We start from the raw sequence: 19,708 nt of genomic DNA on the forward strand, positions 1-19,708 counted from the left end.
CTTCTGTATGAAGATGGGCGACGAGGGTTTACCCTAGCCGCCCGTCCATTTATTAGTCTAATCCGACTTCGTCGTTGACGATGTCGAACGCTTCCATCACTTCTTCAAAGTCGTCATCATCTTCGACGAGTTTCAAGATGAACTCACCATCTTCAAGTTCTTCGATTTCAAACGCGTAAACTTCGATTGTATCTTCATCTTCTGTTTCCGGGTTACCGACTGGTTCGAGGACAACAAACGTCTTTTTCGAACGGTCGCTCGTCATACGGAAAATTTCTGCAAATAAATGCTCGTCTCCATTTTCATCTGGAATACGGTACATTTCTTCTTCACGACGGATTTCTGCCATGCGTAGTTCCTCCTTATTTCCCTGGACGATCCAGGTAATTTTGTAAAATCATGACGGCTGCCATCTTATCGATGACGGCCTTTCTCTTTTTACGGCTGACGTCTGCTGAAATGAGCATCCGCTCCGCTTGCATCGTCGTTAAACGTTCGTCGACAAGAACCGTCGGCAAACCGGTCGCCTCGGTGAGGGCGGCGGCAAACGCCTGTGACGCCTCACCCCGAGGACCGATCGTTGCGTTCATGTTCTTCGGAAGACCAACGACGACTTCTTTCACATCGTACTGCTCGATAATCGGTCGAAGCAAACGAACAGCCTGTTCAAAGTCGGGTTCCGTCCAATAGACCGTCTCCACACCTTGCGCCGTCCAACCCATGAGATCGCTCACTGCGACCCCAATCGTCTTCGAACCGACATCAAGCCCCATAACTCGCTTCATATTAGTCCTCTTTCCGATCGTTCAAATACGATTTGACCAACTCTTCGAGCAGTTCATCTCGCTCAATTTTGCGAATCAAGTTTCGCGCATCGTTATGACGCGGAATGTAGGCAGGGTCACCTGACAACAAGTATCCGACAATTTGATTGATCGGTTGGTAGCCTTTTTCCTCGAGTGCTTGATACACAGTGATCAGTGTCTCTCGAGTATTGGCTCGATTATCATCTTCTGGAAAATTGAATTGCATCGTGCGATCCATTTGGCTCACAAGAATCCACCTCTTTCCGTTTGCACTTCACATTCTATTATGCCAGTGATTGAACGTAATGTGAAGCAAACTTCAATGCTTCGTCTAGTTTTGTCGCATCACGACCTCCGGCTTGCGCCATATCAGGACGGCCGCCGCCGCCTCCACCGCAACGAGTCGCGACTTCTTTAATCAATTTCCCGGCGTGGAAACCGCGGTCGTTCAAGTCTTTCGTCACACCTGCGACGAGGTTGACCTTGTCACCGTTCGCTGATCCGAGAATGATGACGGCTGATCCAAGTTTTCCTTTCAACTCGTCGACCATGCCTCGGAGCGCATCCATATCCTGTCCGTCGACACGTTTGGCGATCAATTGGACGTCACCGTACGTCTCGATCGAATCCGTGAGCGTTGACGCCTCGATGTTCGCAAGTTTGGCTTTCAACGACTCGGTCGCACGTTCCGTCTCTTTCATTTCAACTTGAAGCGCTTGGACGCGAGTAGGCACTTCGAACGGTTTCGTCTTCAACAGTTTCGCAGCCGCTTCAAGCGTCTCGATGTGTTGGTTCATGACTTCATACGCGCCAGCGCCTGTGACTGCCTCGATCCGGCGAGTCCCGGCCCCGATACCTGACTCAGACAAAATTTTGAACAAACCGATTTCAGCCGTGTTGGCGACGTGGCAACCTCCGCATAGCTCGACCGAGTAATCACCGGCCGAGACGACGCGGACGACGTCCCCGTACTTCTCTCCGAACAGCGCCATCGCGCCCTTCGCTTTCGCGTCGGCGATGTTCATCTCTTCGATATCGACACCGATTGATGCCCAAATCTTCTCGTTCACTTGACGTTCGATCGACTGGAGTTCTTCCGCTGTCACTTGACCGAAGTGCGAGAAGTCGAAGCGGAGACGGTCCGGTGTCACGAGGGAGCCAGCTTGATTGACGTGCTCACCGAGCGTGTCTTTCAAAGCGCGGTGCAACAAATGCGTCGCCGTATGGTTCTTGATGATCGCTTGGCGCTCGTCTTTATCTACCGTAGCCGTCACCGCGACCTCAGCCTTGGCGATCCCTGAATCGACGACGACCGTATGCAAGTTTTGACCGTTCGGTGCTTTCGATACACCCGTGACGCGCAAGACGAAGTCCGTCCCGACGATTCGGCCTTTGTCGCCGACTTGACCGCCGCTCTCGGCGTAGAACGGCGTGTGGTCAAGGATGACTTGCGCCTCTTCTCCTGCCGCGACGACGTCCGCAAGCTCGCCGTTATGAATCAAGCTGACGATTTTCGCTTCAGACTCAAGGTTCGTGTACCCGACGAATGATGACGGGAGCGTGATGTCAGCGAGGACACCGGATTGAATTTGCATCGACTCGACATCAGCACGTGCCGTACGGGCCCGTTCACGTTGTGCGTTCATCGCTTGCTTGAATCCATCCTCATCGACCGTCAACTTGTGATCTTCTGCGTATTCGATCGTCAACTCGAGCGGGAAACCGTACGTGTCGTATAGACGGAACGCGTCTTCTCCGCTGATTACGTTCGATCCAGTTGCTTTTTGTGCTTTCGCGACTTCGTTCAAGATCGCAAGGCCGTCGTGAAGCGTCTCGTGGAAGCGCTCTTCTTCGTTCTTGATGACTTTTTTGATGAAGTCCTTTTTCTCACTCACTTCTGGATAGAAGTCGACCATGATGTCGCCGACGACGTCGACGAGTTCAAACATGAACGGACGCTCGATTCCAAGCATCTTCGCGTAACGGACGGCACGACGGAGCAGACGGCGCAACACGTAGCCGCGGCCTTCGTTTGACGGGAGTGCCCCGTCCCCGATTGCGAACGATACGGTCCGGATGTGGTCGGCGATGACTTTGAACGCTACGTCTTTACTGTTGTTAGCCCGATACGTCTCACCGCTGATTTTTTCTGTCTCGCGAATGATCGGCATGAACAAGTCGGTGTCGAAGTTCGTCGGCACGTCTTGAAGCACACTCGCCATTCGCTCGAGTCCCATCCCTGTATCAATGTTTTTACGCGGGAGCTCGGTGTAGTTACCGTGACCGTCATGGTTGAACTGGCTGAAGACGATGTTCCAAATTTCAAGGTAACGCTCATTTTCGCCGCCTGGATAAAGTTCAGGGTCGGTCGGGTCGTCACCGAACGCCGGGCCGCGATCGAAGAAGATCTCCGTATTCGGGCCAGACGGGCCTTCGCCGATCTCCCAGAAGTTTTCTTTGAGCGGGATGATCCGGTCAGCAGGAACACCTAACTCGAGCCAAATTTGTTTCGCTTCCTCGTCGTCCGGGTGAATCGTTACCGACAAGAAGTCCGGGTCAAGCCCGTACCAGTCGTCGCTCGTGAGTAATTCCCAACCCCATTTGATGGCGTCTTCGCGGAAATATTCACCGACCGAGAAGTTCCCGAGCATCTCGAAGAATGTATGGTGACGCGCTGTCTTCCCGACGTTCTCGATATCGTTCGTCCGAATCGACTTCTGGGCGTTGACGATACGCGGGTTTGCCGGAATGACACGGCCGTCAAAATATTTTTTAAGCGTCGCGACGCCTGAGTTGATCCAAAGAAGTGTCGGGTCTTCGACCGGTACGAGTGAGGCACTCGGCTCGACCGCGTGTCCTTTTGACTTAAAGAAATCTAAATACATTTGGCGAATCTCGGCGCCAGTTAATGGTTTGAGCGGTTTCATCAACAATTCCTCCTTATTCTGAACGAAACGAAAAAAAAGCGATGCCCGTCCCTGTGGAAAGGGACGAAAGCATCGCTTCGTGGTACCACCCTCGTTCGCACGGATTTACCGTGCCTCGAAACATCCGATAACGCGGATGAGACGCCCAGGGTGAGTGGGGACTCCAGACTAGCTTCGGTCGACCGACCCCCATCTTCTCACAGCCTAGGAAGATGTCTCTGGTGAGGCGGTTACGACTTACTCATTTCCTTCATCGTCTTTAATCGTTTCAGTTTTCTATTGGTCATTATCACATGTCAGAAACCAGACGTCAAGACTTGCCGCCAAGCCGTTCGACGAGTTTTGTCCGCCGCACCGGCTCTTCTTCCCGCGTCGCCGCCTCGAGCGCCCGGACGTCGCCGAACAAGAGCAAACTCTTCTTTGCCCGCGTGACGGCCGTATAGATCAAGTTGCGCGACGAGCGGAAGCCGCCGTTGAAGAAGACGGGCATGAGTACGATTGGAAACTCGGAGCCTTGTGACTTATGGATCGTGATCGCATAGGCGTGGGTGAACTGGTCCCATTCGCTGCGGTTGTATTCGACCTCGGTCTGGTCGAAGCGGATGTAGATCTTATCGACTTTGTCGACGTTCTCTTTGGCGAAGAAGATGTTCGTGATCTCGCCGATATCACCGTTATAGACGTTCTCTTCGGCGTTGTTGACGAGCTGGAGCACTTTGTCGCCGCTCCGGTACGTCCGATTGCCGTGTTTTACTTCCCTTGCTGCCGACTTCGGATTGAACACATTTTGGAGCGCCTCGTTTAACCCATCGATGCCGCATACTCCGCGATACGTCGGGGCGAGCACTTGGATGTCGAACGGCGAATAGCCTTTTCGCAGTGCGGCGCCGGCCATCTGACAGATCGCCTGCAACGCCGTCTCTTGGTTCGCTGTATAGAAGCGGCGGTCCGGCAACGCCGCGAGCAAGTCGTCTGGCATTTGTTTCGCGTTGAGCGCGTGCGCCAAACGCAGGATGCTCGATTCGGACGCCTGGCGGTGGACGACGTCGAGCCGGACGACAGGGATGCCGCCGGTCGCCATCAAGTCGGCGAGCACTTGGCCCGGTCCGACCGACGGGAGTTGATCACGGTCACCGACGAACAAGATCTTCATCCCATTCGGCACGGCCCGCAGCAGGCTACGGAACAAGAAGATATCGATCATCGAGGCCTCGTCGACGATCAACACTTTGCCGACGAGCGGGTTCGTGTCATCGACTTGGAACGAGCTGCCGTCGAACTTGAGCAACCGGTGAATCGTCGAAGCCGGTAGCCCGGTCGATTCACTGAGCCGCTTAGCGGCACGCCCGGTCGGTGCGGCAAGCACGAACGGGAACGGTTGATTCGGTACCGGTTCGAGCTTCCAATCGAACACGTCGCTCAGGGCGTGGATGATGCCGCGGACGACGGTCGTCTTCCCTGTTCCCGGTCCGCCGGTGAGCACCATGAGCGGGGACTTCAAGGCGAGCTCGATCGCTTCTCGCTGTTGTTTGGCGTACTCGATCGAGAACATCTCCTCGACTCGGCCGACCGCATCAAAGATCGTCGTCATATCGACGTCTTCCGTCGTCGATGTCGACATGATCCGGGCCAGTTCTTCGGCTGCTTTTCGTTCAGCCCGGTAGATGCGCGGATGATAGACGACGCCGTCCTCGACGATGATCCGTTCATCTTTGACGAGCGTCTCGAGCGCGCCGTTGAGTGCCTCGCCCGGGTCGCCACCGATGATGCGAGGCATCTCGCTCGCGAGTTGATCGGCCGTGACGAACAAGTGTCCGTTCCCTTGCTCGAGTTCGAGCACATACAATACCGCTGCCGCGATCCGCTCCGGATGGATGCCTTGAATCCCGAAGTGAGCGGCGATAGCGTCGGCCGTCTTGAAGCCGATGCCTGGCACGTCATACATGAGCGCGTATGGATTCTTTTCAATCGTCTCCATGGCGCGGCCTTCATACTCTTTATGAATCTTTGAAGCGAGTCGCGGGGTCACGTCGAACGGGGCTAAAAACAGCAACAGCTGGTCGACCCCGTATAAGACGTTCAACCGCTCGGTGATGACGCGGGCTTGTTTTTCTTTCAACCCTTCGATTTTCGATAAGACATCGGGATGCTTGACGATCTGGTCGATACAATCGTCACCGAGCGTATCGGCGATTTTTTGTGCCGTCTTTTGGCCGATCCCCGGAAACGATCCGTTCGTCAAAAAACGGACAGCGGCCCGCTTCGTCATCGGGACGACACGGCGGATCCAATCCGCTTTCATCTGTTTGCCAAACCGTGGATGGTCGACGAGACGGCCGTGCGCTTTGTACGTCTCGCCTTTCTCAATGCCGACACCGACGCCGGCGATGACCATTTCGGTCTCGTCTGTCTCAAAATTTTTCTCTTTTATACGTACGAGCGCAATAGTATGCGCTTCTTCTTCCGATTGAAACAGGACGCGGATGACTTTTCCTGTCAACTCGTAAGGTGCTGCTATCATTCGAGCCACCTCCAGCTAGTTTTCCATTCCCCATTATAGCCCGAGTTCGAACGGTAGAACAAATGGACTAACTGAATAGATTCAAGATTTGCTCGAGTTGATCGAGATTGAGCCGCTCAAGCAACCGAATCAATTGGTCGATATCGACCCGATTCAAGATGCGTTCGAGTTGTTCCAAGTCGACGGTCTCTAGCAACCGCTCGAACCGTTCGAGTTCACCTGAGTTGACGTATCCTTCGAGCCGATCAAATAGCTCGGTCCGCTCGATGCGGAACAGCTGCTCGAGTGACGGTCGTTGAATGAAGAAGACGAGCCCGGCGGCCGCTACGTGAACACCCCAGTTGAGAACGACGTGACCGAGCCGTACCGTCTGTCCGATGAACGGGATGAGCGGGATGAACGAGAGCTGCAAGACGATGATAACGAGTTGAACGTACGGGTTCGGGATGAACCAGGCGGTGAGAGCGAGCAGTGCTGGGACGACCCACGCCACCCCGACCGTCCCGACCGTCTTGGTCCATGACCGGTTTGATGACAATAGCCAATGCATGAGGATTCCGACGACGAGGAACGTCACAAACAATAACAAAAGCGTCGACGTCGCCCGCTCGGACTCGATGACGACCCGGTACAGCACGTTGTTCGTCCACTCCCCGCTGGCAAGCCGGTCATCGACCGCTGTAAATAAACGTCCGAGCATGAACCATTCGACAATGAAAAATACGACGACACTGAATAGACTAAGTATGCGCATGATGTCTCCCCTTTCTAGCGTTCCCCTTCTTTTCCCCGAACCTGAAACAAGCTATGCACGTTTTTCGGTGAATCAAAGCGGGAACTGTCGAAGTGAAACCATGAAGGAGGAAACAATGATGACGAAACGGCTACCAATCAGTGGACTATGTGAACTCGTCTTAGAAGTGACCGACATGACCGAGGCCGTCGATTTTTGGCACGGCAAGCTCGGTCTGCCGGTCGTCGAGCAATGGATCGGCGATGACGCCGAACCGAGCGCGTCGCAAGAAGGGGCGAACGAACCATGGGCGACATGGCTGTACGTCGGCGGCAATACGCGGCTCGGTCTATGGCTGAAGCGGGACTTTACGACAGACGAGGAAGAAAATCGCCAGCAACAAGTGACCGAATGGGACACGCTGTATGACGAAGGCGGCGCCCACGTCCATTGCGCCTTTTTCGTGCCGATGAAATCGTTCGATCAAGCGCTCGAAGTGCTCGAGGCGTCAGCGATCCCGACGAAGCTGCGGACGTGGGACGAGGACGAGACAGTCAACGGCAAAGAGCGCTCGGCCTACTTTAAAGACCCGAGCAAGAACGTCATCGAACTGTATACGAAAAATATGGACGAGGCATACGGCGAGTTTGCCGGCGAACCGGTGAAGATCACGACGAAACAGCTATGACGGCTGTTTTCGACTGTTCTCTCTTCATGATAAGATGAGAGAAAATGGAAAAGGTTGTGCCAGATGCGATTATTCCCTCCTCTGCTCATGATTGGTCTCGGAGTGCTCACGTTTGTATTGTATTTCATGATTGATGCTTTTCCGACGCTCGATCGCCCGACTTCTTTTGCCGCATTAACATTCGTCTCATTCGGTGTGACCTTCCTCATTTTGACGGATGGTATACGTCGGGCTAAATCAGGGAAACGCGTCGTGTGGAGCTACATTGTGCTCGCCTGCACGCTTTTGTTGACGACGTTGAACTTGTTCGTCTGGTTCGCCGGAGAACTTGTGAACTGACAACGGGACGAAAAGCGCCTCTCGCAAAAATAGCGAGAGGCGCTTTTCGTAATCAGTTTCCGAGCAATTCATCCATTTTCGCTTTCGCGTCACGTGCGAGCTCATGGTCCGGTTGTAGTTCGAGTACGCGCTCGAGTTCGGCGTACGTCTTGTCCTGCTCACCGAGGAACGCATAGGCGATGGCCAAGTTATAGCGGGCGTCCGTATGCGACGCATCTAAGTCGAGCGTGTCTTCGAGTGCGTCGACTGCCATGTCGAGCTGCTCGTTTTGCGCGAGCGCGAGACCGTATTGGAACGTGATCTCGACGTCTTCCGGCGCTTGCGCTTTCGCTTCACGAAGTCGCGGCAACGCGCGGACGAAGTCGCCCATCGCCTTGTACGTCAAACCGAGCATGAAGTGCAAGTCTGCATCATTCATACCGGAAAGAAGCGCTTGTCGCAGCGACGCCTCGGCCAAGTCGACTTGTTCTAGCTCATAGGCAAGCGCGCCTTTCGCATAATGGGCCGCACCGAACGCACTGTCGAGTTCGAGCGCCTTGTCGTAAAAGACGACCGCCCGTTCATGGTCACCGATCGCTTGAAGCAGTGTGCCCATGTTGACGTAACCGGTCGGGTCCGTAGGGTTCGCCTCGATGGCGTCGTTGAAATGTTTGGCCGCTTGTTCAAATTCACCTTGCTGCATCGCTTGGATGCCTTGTTCGTTTGCGTTCACTGTCATCACCTCATCCGATATAGTCGAGTTGTTTCCCGTTAATATACGCTTTGTCGATCGTCGCCCCGCCTAGACAGATATCGCCGTCATAAAAGACAACGGCTTGTCCTGGTGTGATGGCACGTTGTAGCTCATCAAATTTGACGAGTACTTCGCCACCATCGAGCGGCGCGATCGTTACCGGCACGTCTTGTTGACGATAGCGGAACTTCGCCGTCGCCCGGAACTCAGCCTCAGGAGCCGAGCCGGTCCACGACAATTGTGACGCGAAGAGCGCGTCTGAATAGAGCGCGTCGTGATGGAAGCCTTGGCCGACGTAGAGGATGTTCTTTTCGACGTCTTTTCCGACGACGAACCATGGCTCTCCGTCTCCGCCGATGCCTAGACCGTGCCGCTGACCGAGCGTGTAATACATGAGCCCGTCGTGGCGTCCTTTCACAATCCCGTCAAGCGTCTGCATCTCACCTGGTTGTGACGGCAAGTATTGACCGAGGAACTCTTTGAAGTTCCGCTCTCCGATGAAGCAAATGCCAGTCGAATCTTTTTTCTTCGCCGTCGCGAGTCCAGCTTCTTCAGCGATGACACGGACGTCTTTTTTGTCCATGTGCCCGATTGGGAACATCGTCCGCGCAAGTTGGTCTTGCGACAATTGGTTTAAGAAGTATGTTTGATCCTTGTTGTCATCTTTCCCACGAAGCAGGCGGTGCTCGCCGTCGACGAACTCGACGCGGGCGTAATGCCCTGTCGCGACGAAGTCGGCCCCAAGTCGGAGCGCATGATCAAGGAACGCCTTGAACTTGATTTCTTTGTTACACATGACGTCCGGGTTCGGCGTCCGCCCGAGACGATACTCGGCCAAGAAATATTCAAAGACGCGGTCCCAATATTCTTTCTCGAAGTTGACCGCGTAGTACGGGATCCCGATTTGGTTGGCGACCGCGATGACGTCCTCATAGTCTTCTGTCGCCGTGCAGAATCCAGACTCATCCGTATCGTCCCAGTTTTTCATAAAAATCCCGATGACGTTATACCCTTGCTCTTTTAACAGATGGGCCGTCACCGAAGAATCGACGCCGCCTGACATTCCGACGACGACCGTCGTGTCTTCAGGGGCTTTTGTTCGTAAGTTCATCTATCTCACTCCGTTCATAAATGTCGAGACGACTTCATGTAGTCGTTCGGCGAGCCGTGTCACGTCATCGACCGTGTTGCCCAGTCCAAAACTGATGCGGACCGATTGTTTCGTCCGGTCAGATTGACCGTACATGGCCGTCAGCACGTGCGACGGCTCAATCGTTCCAGCCGTGCAGGCGCTGCCGCTCGAAATGGCACAACCGCGCATGTCCATCATGATCAGGAACGGCTCAAGCTCGATGCCCGGCAGGTACAAGTTGACGATGTGAGGCAAGCGGTTCGCCCCGTTCACTTCGTACTCGACGCCAAGTTCATCAAGCGTGTGTAGCAACGTGTCAGCCATCTCTCGGTAAGCTGTCACCCGCTCGTTCCGTTCGGCTATGACCAGTTCAGCCGCTCGGCTAAACCCGACGGCACCCGAAACGTTTTCCGTGCCGGCTCGACGTTTCCGTTCTTGTTGTCCTCCAAAAGAACGCGTCGCTAATTTTACACCTGTTTTTATAAAAAGAAAACCGATACCTTTCGGACCGTTCACTTTATGCGCCGACGCCGACAACAAGTCGACGCCGAGCGCGTGCACGTCGATCGCTTCTGTGCCGAGCGCCTGGACCGCGTCGGTATGGAACAACGTATCCCGGTCGGCTAGCAACGTCCCGATATCAGCAATCGGTTGGATTGTCCCGACCTCGTTGTTGCCGTACATGACCGAGACGAGAATCGTATCGTCACGGAGCGCGTCTTTAAGCGCAGCGACCGATATGGCACCGGACTCGTCGACGTCTAAGTACGTCACGTCGAACCCTTCACGCTCGAGTTGCCCCATCGCATGCAAGACGGCGTGGTGCTCGATTTTCGTCGTGATCACATGCTTCCCTTTATGTCGGTTCGCATAAGCCGCGCCGATCAAGGCGTAATTGTCTGACTCGGTCCCGCCCGACGTGAAGACGATCTCGTTTGGCGTCGCACCGATCCATGTCGCGAGCGTCCGTCGTGACGCGTCGAGCGCCGCCCGAGCTTTCCGGCCGACACCATGTATGCTCGACGGATTACCGTACTGCTCTAAAAAATATGGAGTCATCGCCTCGAGCACCTCGGGACGCATCGGCGTCGTGGCCGCGTGGTCAAAATAGTTCATATCCGTTCACCTCATCGTTAAATATAGAACATGTAGCCTTCTGAATCTTCTTCCGCGAGATCGGCGAGTGTCGTTTCTTCTAACACCGTCTCGATCGCCGCTTTGATCTTGTCCCAAAGTTTTCGCTTCACGGCGTCGTCCGTCTCCGAGTCTTCGACAATCGTCAGCGGACCTTCGAGCAGACGAATGATCTCACCAGCCGTGATATCGCTCGGTGCTTTGACGAGCTGATAACCACCGTAGGCACCGCGGACACTTTTGACGAGACCGCCGTTACGGAGCGGGCCGATCAATTGTTCCAAGTAATGTTCTGGCAGTTCATGGCGCGCCGCGATTTTCTTCAAACTGAGCGGTTTGTTGTCCGTCTCACGGGCAAGCGCGATCATAATCGTTAAACCATAACGGCCTTTAGTAGATATTTTCATATTGGTTTCTCCTTCTGTTATACTGTTCGAACAAACGTTTGTCGAAAGGAACGTGTACGTATGAGTGATTTATTTCAACAATCAAATAGCGGGCCGCTCGCCAACCGGATGCGCCCGGAGACGTTAGACGAAGTCATCGGTCAACGCCACATCATCGGTGAAGGCAAGCTGTTGCGCCGCGCCATCGAGGCCGACCGGCTCGGCACCATTATTCTTTATGGTCCGCCAGGTACTGGCAAGACGACGCTCGCTCGCGTCATTTCAAACTATACGAAAGCGACGTTTGTTCAATTGAACGCTGTCACGGCAAAACTAGATGAGCTTCGGAGCGTCATCCGTGCAGCCGAATCTCGATTTGATTTCGAGCAAGAGCGGACGATTTTATTTTTAGACGAGATCCATCGTTTCAATAAACTGCAACAAGATGCGTTGCTCCCGGCGCTAGAGGCCGGCAAGCTCGTCTTGATCGGGGCGACGACCGAAAATCCAAGTTTCGAGGTCAATGCGGCGCTATTGTCGCGCGCGACGGTGTTTCGGCTCGAGCCGCCTGGACAAGACGAGCTCCGGGTCGTGCTTGAGCGTGCGCTCGCCGACAAGAAAGGGCTCGGCAACTACCCGGTTGAAATCGAAGACGCGGCTGTTGACCATTATATCAAAATGGCGGACGGTGACTATCGTGTCTTATTGAACGCCCTCGAACTCGCCGTCTTGACGACGCCGGAAATCGAAGGCAAGATTCAAATCACGCTCGACGTCGCCGAAGAGTCGATCCAACAAAAAGCCATCAAATACGATAAGACGGGCGACCGACACTATGACGTCATCTCGGCGTTCATCAAATCGATCCGCGGCTCGGACCCGGACGCCGCCCTGTACTGGCTCGCCGTCATGATCGAGGCGGGCGAATCGCCACGCTTTATCATGCGCCGCCTGTACGTTCACGCGGCCGAAGATATCGGGCTCAGTGACCCGAACGCGCTCGTCATCGTCGACGCGGCCGCACGGGCGAGCGAACATATCGGGTTCCCGGAAGCACGCATCCCGATGGCCGAGGCCGTCCTCTATCTCGCGACGGCACCGAAGTCGAACGCCGTCATCACCGCGATCGATAAGGCGATCCATCACGTCCGGACGGTCGAAGGTGGTCCCGTCCCGGTCCATCTCCGCGACGCGCATAGCCCTGGGGCACGCGAGCTCGGTAATGGCGCCGGCTACAAATATCCGCATGACGAGAAAGACGGATACGTCCCACAAAACTACTGGCCGGAAAATTTGGCCCGGAAACGTCCTAAATATTATACACCGACGAGCCGTGGCTTCGAGCAACAACTCCAAAAACGGCTCGACTATTGGGAAAAACGACGCTGACTCATTCGAGTCGGCGTCGTTTTCTCAGTTCTGGATGCGATTGATCTCGACACCAGCCGTCTCGAGCATTTGATTGATGACGTACCCGGCGGCGACGAGTCCCGCGACCGATGGCACGAACGCGTTCGAGCTCGGTGGCATCTTCGCTTTACGGATCGGGGCGTCTTTCTTACCGACGACCTCGTTCACGTCCTCACGCGTCACGATCGGTGACTCATCCGAGAATACGACCGGCACGCCTTTATAGATGTTATGTTTACGCAGACGCGTCCGCACCATCTTCGCAATCGGATCGTATGACGTGTCTTTAATGTCGATGACTTGAATCCGGGTCGGATCCATCTTATTGGCCATCCCCATACTTGAAATGACCGGGATACCACGACGTTTACACTCGACGATCAAATGAATCTTGTAGATGATCGTATCTGACGCATCGATGACAAAATCGATGTTTTGAGCGAAGAACTCTTCGAACGTCTCTTCGGTATAAAACATCTTCAACTGGACAAGTTCGACGTCCGGATTGATGTCGAGCAGACGCGCCCCCATCGCCTCGACTTTCGGTTGTCCGACTGTCGACAAGAGCGCGTGGATTTGACGATTGACGTTCGTGATGTCGATATCGTCTTTATCGACGAGCACGATCCGACCGACACCGCTCCGGGCAAGTGCTTCTGCTGCGAACGAGCCGACACCGCCGACGCCGAGAATGGCGACCGTCTTTCCTTTCAACGTTTCAATACCTTCTTGACCGATGGCCAACTCATTACGCGAAAACTGGTGTAACATAATCTTCCTCCAAATTAATACTATTTTTTCACACTATTTTACTCGGAATTATAATCAAAAAAAAGACGTCTAGCGACGTTTTTACAATAAAATCGATGGGGCCCGGAGTGCCGTGACGATGCCCTGCTTTTGAACCTGCTTAAGCAGGTGGGTGATCTAGCGTCCCCTTCACAAGTCCTCCTGCACGTGATGAGGCAGTTGATCCGGCTGGCAGTTCGATCTCCCGTATTCAAAGTGTTGGCTCAAAATAACGAAGGCGGCTCTCGAACACCTCAGGTATCCCATCTGATGCCCTTACTATAGCATCCCATGTAAAAAGAAGTCAATCAGAAACCTCGATTTCCGGTGACGGTTTCGTCACATCCACGTGTCACGAAACGCACGCGTCGGGTCATACGTATCTTGTTGGCGTGAGACGTTGAAACGCCGGTCGCGTGAATCGTTGCCGACACCGGCCTGATACGCCCAATTGCCATAATTGCTGGCGACGTCGTAGTCGATGAGCATCGCTTCGAAGTAGGCCGCACCGTAGCGCCAATCTTGTCCGAGTTCTTTGGCGAAATAGCTCGCGACGATTTGCCGGCCCCGGTTCGACATCCATCCCGTCGCGTTCAACTCGTGCATGAACGCATCGACGAACGCGACGCCCGTCTCGCCTTGCTGCCACCGATGAATCACATCCTCGTCCACTTTCCACGATTTATCTTTCGAACGTATCCCTTGGCGACGGAACAACCGCTTCCCTTGCTCGAGCGCGACCCATTGGAAAAACTCGCGCCACAACAGTTCAAAATAGAGCCAATATGTCGACTCGTTCGCCCCGTGCTGTCGTTCATGAAGCTCTAGTTCATGGAGCACACGCCGCGGCGAGAGCGACCCGTTGGCAAGAAAAGCCGACAACTTGGATGAGTCGTCGACCCCAAAGCCGTTCCGCGTCTCTTTATACGTGCGGACGGGACCTGCCAAATAGTCGCTCAGACGTTTCCGCCCCGACGTTTCGCCGCCTTGAAACGGAAAAGCGGACCGGGCGTCAAGCGTCGGACGCTCGAACGGGACAGGAAACGGGAGCGGACGCGACTGACCTGAGCTCGTCCGCTCAATCAGCTGTTCAGGACGGGCATCGTCCTCGACCGCTTTTCGGAACTCGGTGAACAAAAACGGCATTTTCTTAAACGGGATCTCGGTGCGTGGGTACAGCGTGAATCCGTCGAACGATTGCCACTCTCCTTGCCAACGTGCGATGACGTCTTTTTCAAGCAAGCGTTCGTTCAATCCGATCGACCGTTGAAACAACAGCCGGTCTGTCGGGTCGAGGATATCGAGTGGATGACCGACATGCACGTAGAGCGGGATTCCGAGCGCATCGAGCGATCCGGCCAAGTCTTCTAGCGACTCTTTTAAAAATTGAAGCCGTCTGGCCCCGAGCGGGATGACGCCGAACTGATTTTCGTTCAGCTCGTCTTCTCTTATAAAGTAATGCCCCTCGATCGCCTCATCATGTTTCTGCGCCTCTTCGAGCGGCTGATGGTCATCGATCCGTAAATCGTTCTGATACCAAATAATTGTCTTCATATTCTTCGCCTCCTGGCTCTATTATGCGTGATGCATGTGCCATCAATCGTGTCGAACCTGTTCGAAATATGTTTTCATTTTCGCAACGTGTGGAATATAACTCTTTAGAGAAGAGAAAGGGGTGCAACAACATGGCTAGAAAAGGAAAATTTGGTACACTCATCAAAGTCGCGACGGCGGTCGCTCCGTTCGTCTACAATTATTATAAAAAGAACAAAGCAAAAAAAGCAGAAACACCTAAAAAATAATCAATGACGTCTCAGCCAAGCTGAGGCGTTTTTTTCTCGCCTTGAAACCAATTATGATATGATGATGGAACATTTTAGGGAATCGAGGCGACCAACATGCAGGCGGTATGGATACAATCTTTACGAATCAGTTTGAAGTGGGCGTTGTTCATGGGCGGTTTGTTCCTGCTCGCCCTCGGGTCGTCGATGATGATCACGGCCGACCTCGGCGTCTCGACGTGGGACGTGCTCCATCTCGGGCTCGCCCGGCACACACCTATCTCGGTCGGGACGATCATTCTCCTCGTCGGACTGTTGCTCGTCTTATGCAAATACATATTGGACCGCATCCGACCCCAGTTCGGGACGCTCGTCAACGCCGTCTTCGTCGGTGTGTTCATGAACTTGATCCTTGACCACCACTTGTTGCCGACGCTCGACGGAACCGCACTCAATATCGCCTGGCTCGTTCTCGGCATCTTCGTCATTGGCATGGGCGCCGGGCTGTATGTCGCCATCGGTTACGGCGCCGGCCCGCGTGACGGACTGACGCTCGCCTTGGCCGACCGTTTCAATACATCGGTCCGCATGATGCGGACGTGGATGGAGCTTTCCGCTTGCTTGATCGGCTGGGTGCTCGGCGGTCCCGTTTTTTTCGGGACGGTGCTGTCGATTTTCTTGATCGGTCCGTTCTTCCAGTTTTGGCTCGAACAGTTCCGCCGGCTCGTCTCGGTCATCGACCGGGCGAAAGCCGATATCGCCTGAATTTAAGAGAGGAAATCGGACTCAAGGGGTCCGATTTCCTCTCTTTGCTGTTACGGGACGAGGACGATCTTACCGACCTTGCCTTGCTGTTTGAAATACGTTTGCGCCGCCCGGGCCTCTTCTAACGGGAATGTGCGGTCGACGACAGGCTTGATTTGACCGCTCGAAATCGCTTGGAGCATCGCTTTGAATTCCGCTCGTGTCCCGAGCACCGATCCATACATCGTAATGTGCTTCAAGTAGAGCGTACGGAAATCGAGATCGGTCCGTTGTCCCCCGGCCGATCCGGATATGCAAAACTTACCGCCGTTCTTCAATACATCGAGCGACGTTGCGAACAACGCATCCCCGACGACGTCGAGCACGGCATCGACCGGTCCACCGTTCGCTGCTAAAATCTCGTCCGCGAGCGTCTTCGACCGATAGGAAACGACGTGGCTCGCCCCGAGCGCTTTCAGTTTCGGTGCGCCTTTCAAATCGCCGATGATGGCGATGACGTTCGCTCCGAACACGTGCGCTGCAATCTGCACGTTCAACGAGCCGACACCGCCGCTCGCACCGGTGACGACGACCGTCTCACCAGGACGGATTTGAATTTGCTCGTTCATGTGCCACGCCGTCAACCCGCTCACCGAGAAGACGGCGCTGTCGACGAAACTGTCGAGCGGCATGTCATAACAAAGCTCGGCCGGCCAGACGACATATTCCGCATAACCGCCGTCATATTCCGAGCCGATGAACGACATGTCGGGAGCGATATGCTCCGCACCGTCAGCCCCACTCGACGTGAACGGAAACAAGACGACACGCCGGCCGATCATCCCTTCATCCACTTGATTCCCGACCCCGACAATTTCTCCGGTAATGTCTGATCCTGGAATCCGTGGAAACTGGACTCCCTCCGGACGCCAGCCCGACTCTTGATCCGTCCCGTACGCCCCTTCTCGCATCCATATCTCCGTATTGTTGATGCCGCACGCCTGTACGCGGACGAGCACCTCATCGTCTTTCGGTGTCGGGACCGGGACGTCGACGACCTGTAATTGATCGACGTCACCGTATCCGATGACTTGAACTGCTTTCATCAATTTGTTTCCTCCTCACACACACACTGATGCTTGTTTATACCCATTTTACGCAAAACAGCCACCAAGACTTGAATCACTGGTGGCTGCCCGACTAGTTATAGTTGTTGCCGTCTGAGCAGCCCGGCGAAGACGCCGCCTTTGGCACTCAACTCGTCGTGCGTGCCGTCCTCGACGATGCCGTCGGCGGTGACGACGAGGATGCGGTCGGCATTCTTCACGGTCGCAAGACGATGAGCGATGATGAGCGTCGTCCGGTCGGCCGCGAGTTCCGTAAGCGACTCCTGGATGATCGCTTCCGTCTCCGTGTCGAGGGCGGACGTCGCTTCATCTAAGATCAAGATCGGTGGGTTCTTCAAGAACATGCGGGCGATGGCGATCCGTTGTTTCTGTCCGCCCGACAGTTTCAGTCCCCGCTCTCCGATTTGTGTGTCGAGCCCGTGCTCGAGTTCGTCGACGAGCGAGTTCAAATGTGCCTTCTCGACCGCGTGCATGACTTCCGCGTCGCTCGCCTCGAGCTTGCCGTAGGCGATGTTCTCGCGGAGCGTCCCGGCGAACAAGAACACGTCCTGCTGCACGATCCCGATTTGGCGACGCAGACTCTCTTTCGTCATGTCACGGATGTCGATCCCGTCGATCGTGATGGCCCCACCCGTCACGTCATAAAAGCGTGGGATGAGTGAGCAAATCGTCGTCTTGCCGGCACCGCTCGTCCCGACGAGGGCGACCGTCGACCCGGTCGTGATGTCGAGGTCGATATGCGTCAACACTTCTCGGTAGTCCGAGTAGCCGAACGAGACATCGTGGAAAGCGATGTTCCCTTTCAGTGAACTGACCTCGACCGCGTCCGGACGGTTCTCGATGTCCGGTGCCTCATCGATCAGTTCTGTGAACCGTTTGAAGCCGGCCATCCCTTTCGGATACATCTCGAGGAGCGCCGTGATCTTCTCGACCGGTTTGATGAGCAAGTTCATATACAAGATGAAACCGACGAGCTCACCGTATGTCAATTCGTTTTCATACGTCAAGTACGCCCCGTAGACGAGGACGAGCAATGTCATGAGCCGTGTCGTGATATAGATCCCGGCGAGCGACTTACTCATGACCCGATACGCTTCGATCTTCGAACCGCGATAGAAGTTGTTGTCTTGTTGGAACCGGTTGATTTCGAACGTCTCGTTCGTGAACGACTGGACGACACGCGCGCCAGAGACGCTGTCTTCGACGCGGGCGTTCACTTCACTGATGTTGCCGTACATCTTCTGCCACGCCTTGTTCATGTTTTTATTGGCGTACGTGATCATGATGACGAGGAACGGAACGGCGATGACCGTCACGAGCGCAAGTTGCGGATTGATCGAGAACATGATCCCGAACGCGCCGAGCAGCGTCATGATGGCGATGAAGAAGTCTTCCGGTCCGTGGTGTGCCACTTCGCCGATGTCGAACAAGTCGTTCGTGACCCGGCTCATCAAGTGACCGGTCTTATGGTTGTCGAAGAAGCGGAACGATTGCTTATGGATGTGCGTGAACAGTTCTTCGCGCATATCGGTCTCGATATTGATCCCGAGCTTATGTCCCCAATAGTTGACGACGTACTGCATCATCATGGCGAGTATGTACAGAATAAGCAGGCCGATACTGATGATAATAATCCAGTTCCATTCGCCGCCCGGCAGCAGATCGTCAATGAACCATTGGACGGCGAGCGGAAATCCAAGCTCGAGCAGGCCGACGAGGATGGCGAACGTGAAATCAAGGATGAATAACTTCTTATGTGGACGGTAATAACTAAAAAAACGTGAGATCATTTCCTTTCCCCCTTCTAAACAAATAGTTTACGCTTTTTTGCAGGAAGTGGAAAATGGGAAGCACGTCTTTTTCAATCTTTTTTCAGACGATGTATAATGGACGTAAGGAGTGATAACAATGAACGTACAGATTACAGACCGCGCGAGAGAGCGTATCAACGCCTTGAAAGGTGACCGTGACGGACAGATGCACTTGTTTTATGAGACGGAAGGCTGCGGTTGCGGCAATAGCGGCATCTTCGAGATCCGCTATGTGAGCGAGACGACGCCGGAAGACGTCGAGATCGACTCGAACGTCGGGCCAATCCTCATCAAGAACTGGACGAAAGTCTTCCTAGATGAAGACATGATCATCGACTACCGCGACGATAAACGGTCGCTCGTCTTGAAGAGCAACGGCCAAGTGTTCAACTCGAACCTGCTCGTGACCGACGGGACCGGTTGCCAGCTGAACGTGCCGAGCGCATGAAACAAGCGTTAACAGAACACCCGAAGTTGATGCTTTGGTTCATCCTCAGCTTCGGCCTCGGTTTGTTTGGCATCTATCTTGCTTTCACGAACTCCGTTTATACGATGACGGCCGTGATCGCGTCGCTGTTTTCGTTCGGGTTTGCGTTGCAGCAAACTGCGAAGAAAATGGAACAGCAGAATGACTAAAAAGGAGGTTC

At 54.3% G+C, this 19,708-nt stretch carries 20 protein-coding genes and 1 other RNA gene; 6 read left to right on the top strand and 15 right to left on the bottom strand.

All coding sequences use genetic code 11. The features are described 5' to 3' along the window. Positions 1–52: 52 nt before the first annotated feature. The 6 genes from EVJ24_RS08130 to EVJ24_RS08155 all read right to left on the bottom strand — a co-directional run bounded on the left by EVJ24_RS08130 (position 53) and on the right by EVJ24_RS08155 (position 7,008). Positions 53–349 carry a DUF1292 domain-containing protein gene (locus EVJ24_RS08130; RefSeq protein ID WP_024369916.1) on the bottom strand — a complete coding sequence of 99 codons (297 nt, stop codon included), beginning with the start codon at positions 347–349 and terminating at the stop codon, positions 53–55. Between the two features lie 13 nt (positions 350–362). Then, positions 363–785: a Holliday junction resolvase RuvX gene (ruvX, locus tag EVJ24_RS08135; protein ID WP_070327649.1), complete on the bottom strand. Its 423-nt coding sequence runs from the start codon at positions 783–785 to the stop codon at positions 363–365. Between the two features lies 1 nt (position 786). Then, a complete protein-coding gene (locus EVJ24_RS08140; RefSeq protein ID WP_035386073.1) occupies positions 787–1,053 on the bottom strand; it encodes an IreB family regulatory phosphoprotein in 267 nt (88 codons plus the stop codon). A 37-nt stretch (positions 1,054–1,090) separates the two neighbouring features. Further along, on the bottom strand, positions 1,091–3,733 hold the full coding sequence (gene alaS / locus EVJ24_RS08145) for an alanine--tRNA ligase (protein WP_131440872.1): 2,643 nt from the start codon (positions 3,731–3,733) through the stop codon (positions 1,091–1,093). Between the two features lie 310 nt (positions 3,734–4,043). After that, entirely contained in the window at positions 4,044–6,254 is a 2,211-nt protein-coding gene (gene recD2 / locus EVJ24_RS08150) for an SF1B family DNA helicase RecD2 (protein WP_201739225.1), read from the bottom strand. 67 nt (positions 6,255–6,321) lie between these two features. Continuing rightward, entirely contained in the window at positions 6,322–7,008 is a 687-nt protein-coding gene (locus EVJ24_RS08155) for a hypothetical protein (RefSeq protein ID WP_131440874.1), read from the bottom strand. 118 nt (positions 7,009–7,126) lie between these two features. On the opposite strand from EVJ24_RS08155, the gene EVJ24_RS08160 reads away from it, so the two are divergent. Continuing rightward, complete coding sequence (locus EVJ24_RS08160) at positions 7,127–7,675, top strand: VOC family protein (RefSeq protein ID WP_233589610.1); 549 nt, start codon at positions 7,127–7,129, stop codon at positions 7,673–7,675. 63 nt (positions 7,676–7,738) lie between these two features. Then, on the top strand, positions 7,739–8,014 hold the full coding sequence (locus EVJ24_RS08165) for a hypothetical protein (RefSeq protein WP_161568744.1): 276 nt from the start codon (positions 7,739–7,741) through the stop codon (positions 8,012–8,014). Between the two features lie 52 nt (positions 8,015–8,066). Here EVJ24_RS08165 and EVJ24_RS08170 read toward each other — a convergent pair whose 3' ends face one another. From EVJ24_RS08170 to cymR, 4 genes are read right to left on the bottom strand one after another with little or no spacing between them, the layout of a single operon-like run. Further along, a complete protein-coding gene (locus tag EVJ24_RS08170; RefSeq protein ID WP_201740363.1) occupies positions 8,067–8,732 on the bottom strand; it encodes a tetratricopeptide repeat protein in 666 nt (221 codons plus the stop codon). 4 nt (positions 8,733–8,736) lie between these two features. After that, entirely contained in the window at positions 8,737–9,858 is a 1,122-nt protein-coding gene (gene mnmA / locus EVJ24_RS08175; RefSeq protein WP_131440879.1) for a tRNA 2-thiouridine(34) synthase MnmA, read from the bottom strand. Continuing rightward, the gene (locus EVJ24_RS08180) at positions 9,859–10,995 is read right to left on the bottom strand and encodes a cysteine desulfurase family protein (RefSeq protein ID WP_131440881.1); all 1,137 of its coding nucleotides are present in this window, start codon (positions 10,993–10,995) and stop codon (positions 9,859–9,861) included. A 17-nt stretch (positions 10,996–11,012) separates the two neighbouring features. Beyond that, positions 11,013–11,420, bottom strand: a complete 408-nt coding sequence (gene cymR / locus EVJ24_RS08185) for a cysteine metabolism transcriptional regulator CymR (protein WP_071399466.1) — start codon at positions 11,418–11,420, stop codon at positions 11,013–11,015. A 60-nt stretch (positions 11,421–11,480) separates the two neighbouring features. Between cymR and EVJ24_RS08190 the strand changes: the two genes are divergently transcribed. Then, positions 11,481–12,788 (top strand): replication-associated recombination protein A, encoded by a 1,308-nt coding sequence (locus tag EVJ24_RS08190; RefSeq protein WP_131440884.1) that lies wholly within the window; start codon positions 11,481–11,483, stop codon positions 12,786–12,788. A 24-nt stretch (positions 12,789–12,812) separates the two neighbouring features. Here the strand turns inward: EVJ24_RS08190 and EVJ24_RS08195 are convergent, their stop codons facing one another. The 3 genes from EVJ24_RS08195 to EVJ24_RS08205 form a co-directional block, all read right to left on the bottom strand. Then, on the bottom strand, positions 12,813–13,580 hold the full coding sequence (locus EVJ24_RS08195; RefSeq protein ID WP_070327660.1) for a tRNA threonylcarbamoyladenosine dehydratase: 768 nt from the start codon (positions 13,578–13,580) through the stop codon (positions 12,813–12,815). Positions 13,581–13,675: 95 nt separating this feature from the next. Continuing rightward, positions 13,676–13,862: non-coding RNA, 6S RNA (gene ssrS, locus EVJ24_RS08200), on the bottom strand. A gap of 75 nt (positions 13,863–13,937) precedes the next feature. Continuing rightward, positions 13,938–15,152 carry a DASH family cryptochrome gene (locus EVJ24_RS08205; protein ID WP_131440886.1) on the bottom strand — a complete coding sequence of 405 codons (1,215 nt, stop codon included), beginning with the start codon at positions 15,150–15,152 and terminating at the stop codon, positions 13,938–13,940. Between the two features lie 344 nt (positions 15,153–15,496). On the opposite strand from EVJ24_RS08205, the gene EVJ24_RS08210 reads away from it, so the two are divergent. Further along, positions 15,497–16,144: a YczE/YyaS/YitT family protein gene (locus tag EVJ24_RS08210; protein ID WP_070327662.1), complete on the top strand. Its 648-nt coding sequence runs from the start codon at positions 15,497–15,499 to the stop codon at positions 16,142–16,144. A gap of 50 nt (positions 16,145–16,194) precedes the next feature. Here the strand turns inward: EVJ24_RS08210 and EVJ24_RS08215 are convergent, their stop codons facing one another. Then, the gene (locus EVJ24_RS08215) at positions 16,195–17,229 is read right to left on the bottom strand and encodes a zinc-binding dehydrogenase (RefSeq protein ID WP_131440888.1); all 1,035 of its coding nucleotides are present in this window, start codon (positions 17,227–17,229) and stop codon (positions 16,195–16,197) included. Positions 17,230–17,327: 98 nt separating this feature from the next. Beyond that, positions 17,328–19,040 carry an ABC transporter ATP-binding protein gene (locus tag EVJ24_RS08220; protein WP_131440890.1) on the bottom strand — a complete coding sequence of 571 codons (1,713 nt, stop codon included), beginning with the start codon at positions 19,038–19,040 and terminating at the stop codon, positions 17,328–17,330. Positions 19,041–19,158: 118 nt separating this feature from the next. On the opposite strand from EVJ24_RS08220, the gene EVJ24_RS08225 reads away from it, so the two are divergent. Both EVJ24_RS08225 and EVJ24_RS08230 read left to right on the top strand, forming a co-directional pair. Next, entirely contained in the window at positions 19,159–19,509 is a 351-nt protein-coding gene (locus EVJ24_RS08225; RefSeq protein ID WP_131440892.1) for an iron-sulfur cluster biosynthesis family protein, read from the top strand. Then, the gene (locus EVJ24_RS08230; protein ID WP_131440894.1) at positions 19,506–19,697 is read left to right on the top strand and encodes a hypothetical protein; all 192 of its coding nucleotides are present in this window, start codon (positions 19,506–19,508) and stop codon (positions 19,695–19,697) included. Before EVJ24_RS08225 ends, EVJ24_RS08230 begins: the two co-directional genes overlap by 4 nt. Positions 19,698–19,708: the final 11 nt, after the last annotated feature.

The sequence above is a fragment of the Exiguobacterium sp. SH1S21 genome (assembly GCF_004337175.1).
Classification (GTDB): Bacteria; Bacillota; Bacilli; order Exiguobacteriales; family Exiguobacteriaceae; genus Exiguobacterium; species Exiguobacterium aurantiacum_A.

Excerpts from the sequence above, each read along its gene's own strand:
- recD2 (WP_201739225.1), bottom strand. The coding sequence starts at position 6,254 with ATGATAGCAGCACCTTACGAGTTGACAGGAAAAGTCATCCGCGTCCTG.
- EVJ24_RS08225 (WP_131440892.1), top strand. The coding sequence starts at position 19,159 with ATGAACGTACAGATTACAGACCGCGCGAGAGAGCGTATCAACGCCTTG.
- EVJ24_RS08155 (WP_131440874.1), bottom strand. The coding sequence starts at position 7,008 with ATGCGCATACTTAGTCTATTCAGTGTCGTCGTATTTTTCATTGTCGAA.
- EVJ24_RS08210 (WP_070327662.1), top strand. The coding sequence starts at position 15,497 with ATGCAGGCGGTATGGATACAATCTTTACGAATCAGTTTGAAGTGGGCG.
- EVJ24_RS08230 (WP_131440894.1), top strand. The coding sequence starts at position 19,506 with ATGAAACAAGCGTTAACAGAACACCCGAAGTTGATGCTTTGGTTCATC.
- EVJ24_RS08190 (WP_131440884.1), top strand. The coding sequence starts at position 11,481 with ATGAGTGATTTATTTCAACAATCAAATAGCGGGCCGCTCGCCAACCGG.
- EVJ24_RS08215 (WP_131440888.1), bottom strand. The coding sequence starts at position 17,229 with ATGAAAGCAGTTCAAGTCATCGGATACGGTGACGTCGATCAATTACAG.
- ruvX (WP_070327649.1), bottom strand. The coding sequence starts at position 785 with ATGAAGCGAGTTATGGGGCTTGATGTCGGTTCGAAGACGATTGGGGTC.
- EVJ24_RS08180 (WP_131440881.1), bottom strand. The coding sequence starts at position 10,995 with ATGAACTATTTTGACCACGCGGCCACGACGCCGATGCGTCCCGAGGTG.
- EVJ24_RS08195 (WP_070327660.1), bottom strand. The coding sequence starts at position 13,580 with ATGTTACACCAGTTTTCGCGTAATGAGTTGGCCATCGGTCAAGAAGGT.
- alaS (WP_131440872.1), bottom strand. The coding sequence starts at position 3,733 with ATGAAACCGCTCAAACCATTAACTGGCGCCGAGATTCGCCAAATGTAT.
- EVJ24_RS08205 (WP_131440886.1), bottom strand. The coding sequence starts at position 15,152 with ATGAAGACAATTATTTGGTATCAGAACGATTTACGGATCGATGACCAT.
- EVJ24_RS08220 (WP_131440890.1), bottom strand. The coding sequence starts at position 19,040 with ATGATCTCACGTTTTTTTAGTTATTACCGTCCACATAAGAAGTTATTC.
- mnmA (WP_131440879.1), bottom strand. The coding sequence starts at position 9,858 with ATGAACTTACGAACAAAAGCCCCTGAAGACACGACGGTCGTCGTCGGA.
- cymR (WP_071399466.1), bottom strand. The coding sequence starts at position 11,420 with ATGAAAATATCTACTAAAGGCCGTTATGGTTTAACGATTATGATCGCG.
- EVJ24_RS08170 (WP_201740363.1), bottom strand. The coding sequence starts at position 8,732 with ATGACAGTGAACGCAAACGAACAAGGCATCCAAGCGATGCAGCAAGGT.
- EVJ24_RS08130 (WP_024369916.1), bottom strand. The coding sequence starts at position 349 with ATGGCAGAAATCCGTCGTGAAGAAGAAATGTACCGTATTCCAGATGAA.
- EVJ24_RS08160 (WP_233589610.1), top strand. The coding sequence starts at position 7,127 with ATGACGAAACGGCTACCAATCAGTGGACTATGTGAACTCGTCTTAGAA.
- EVJ24_RS08165 (WP_161568744.1), top strand. The coding sequence starts at position 7,739 with ATGCGATTATTCCCTCCTCTGCTCATGATTGGTCTCGGAGTGCTCACG.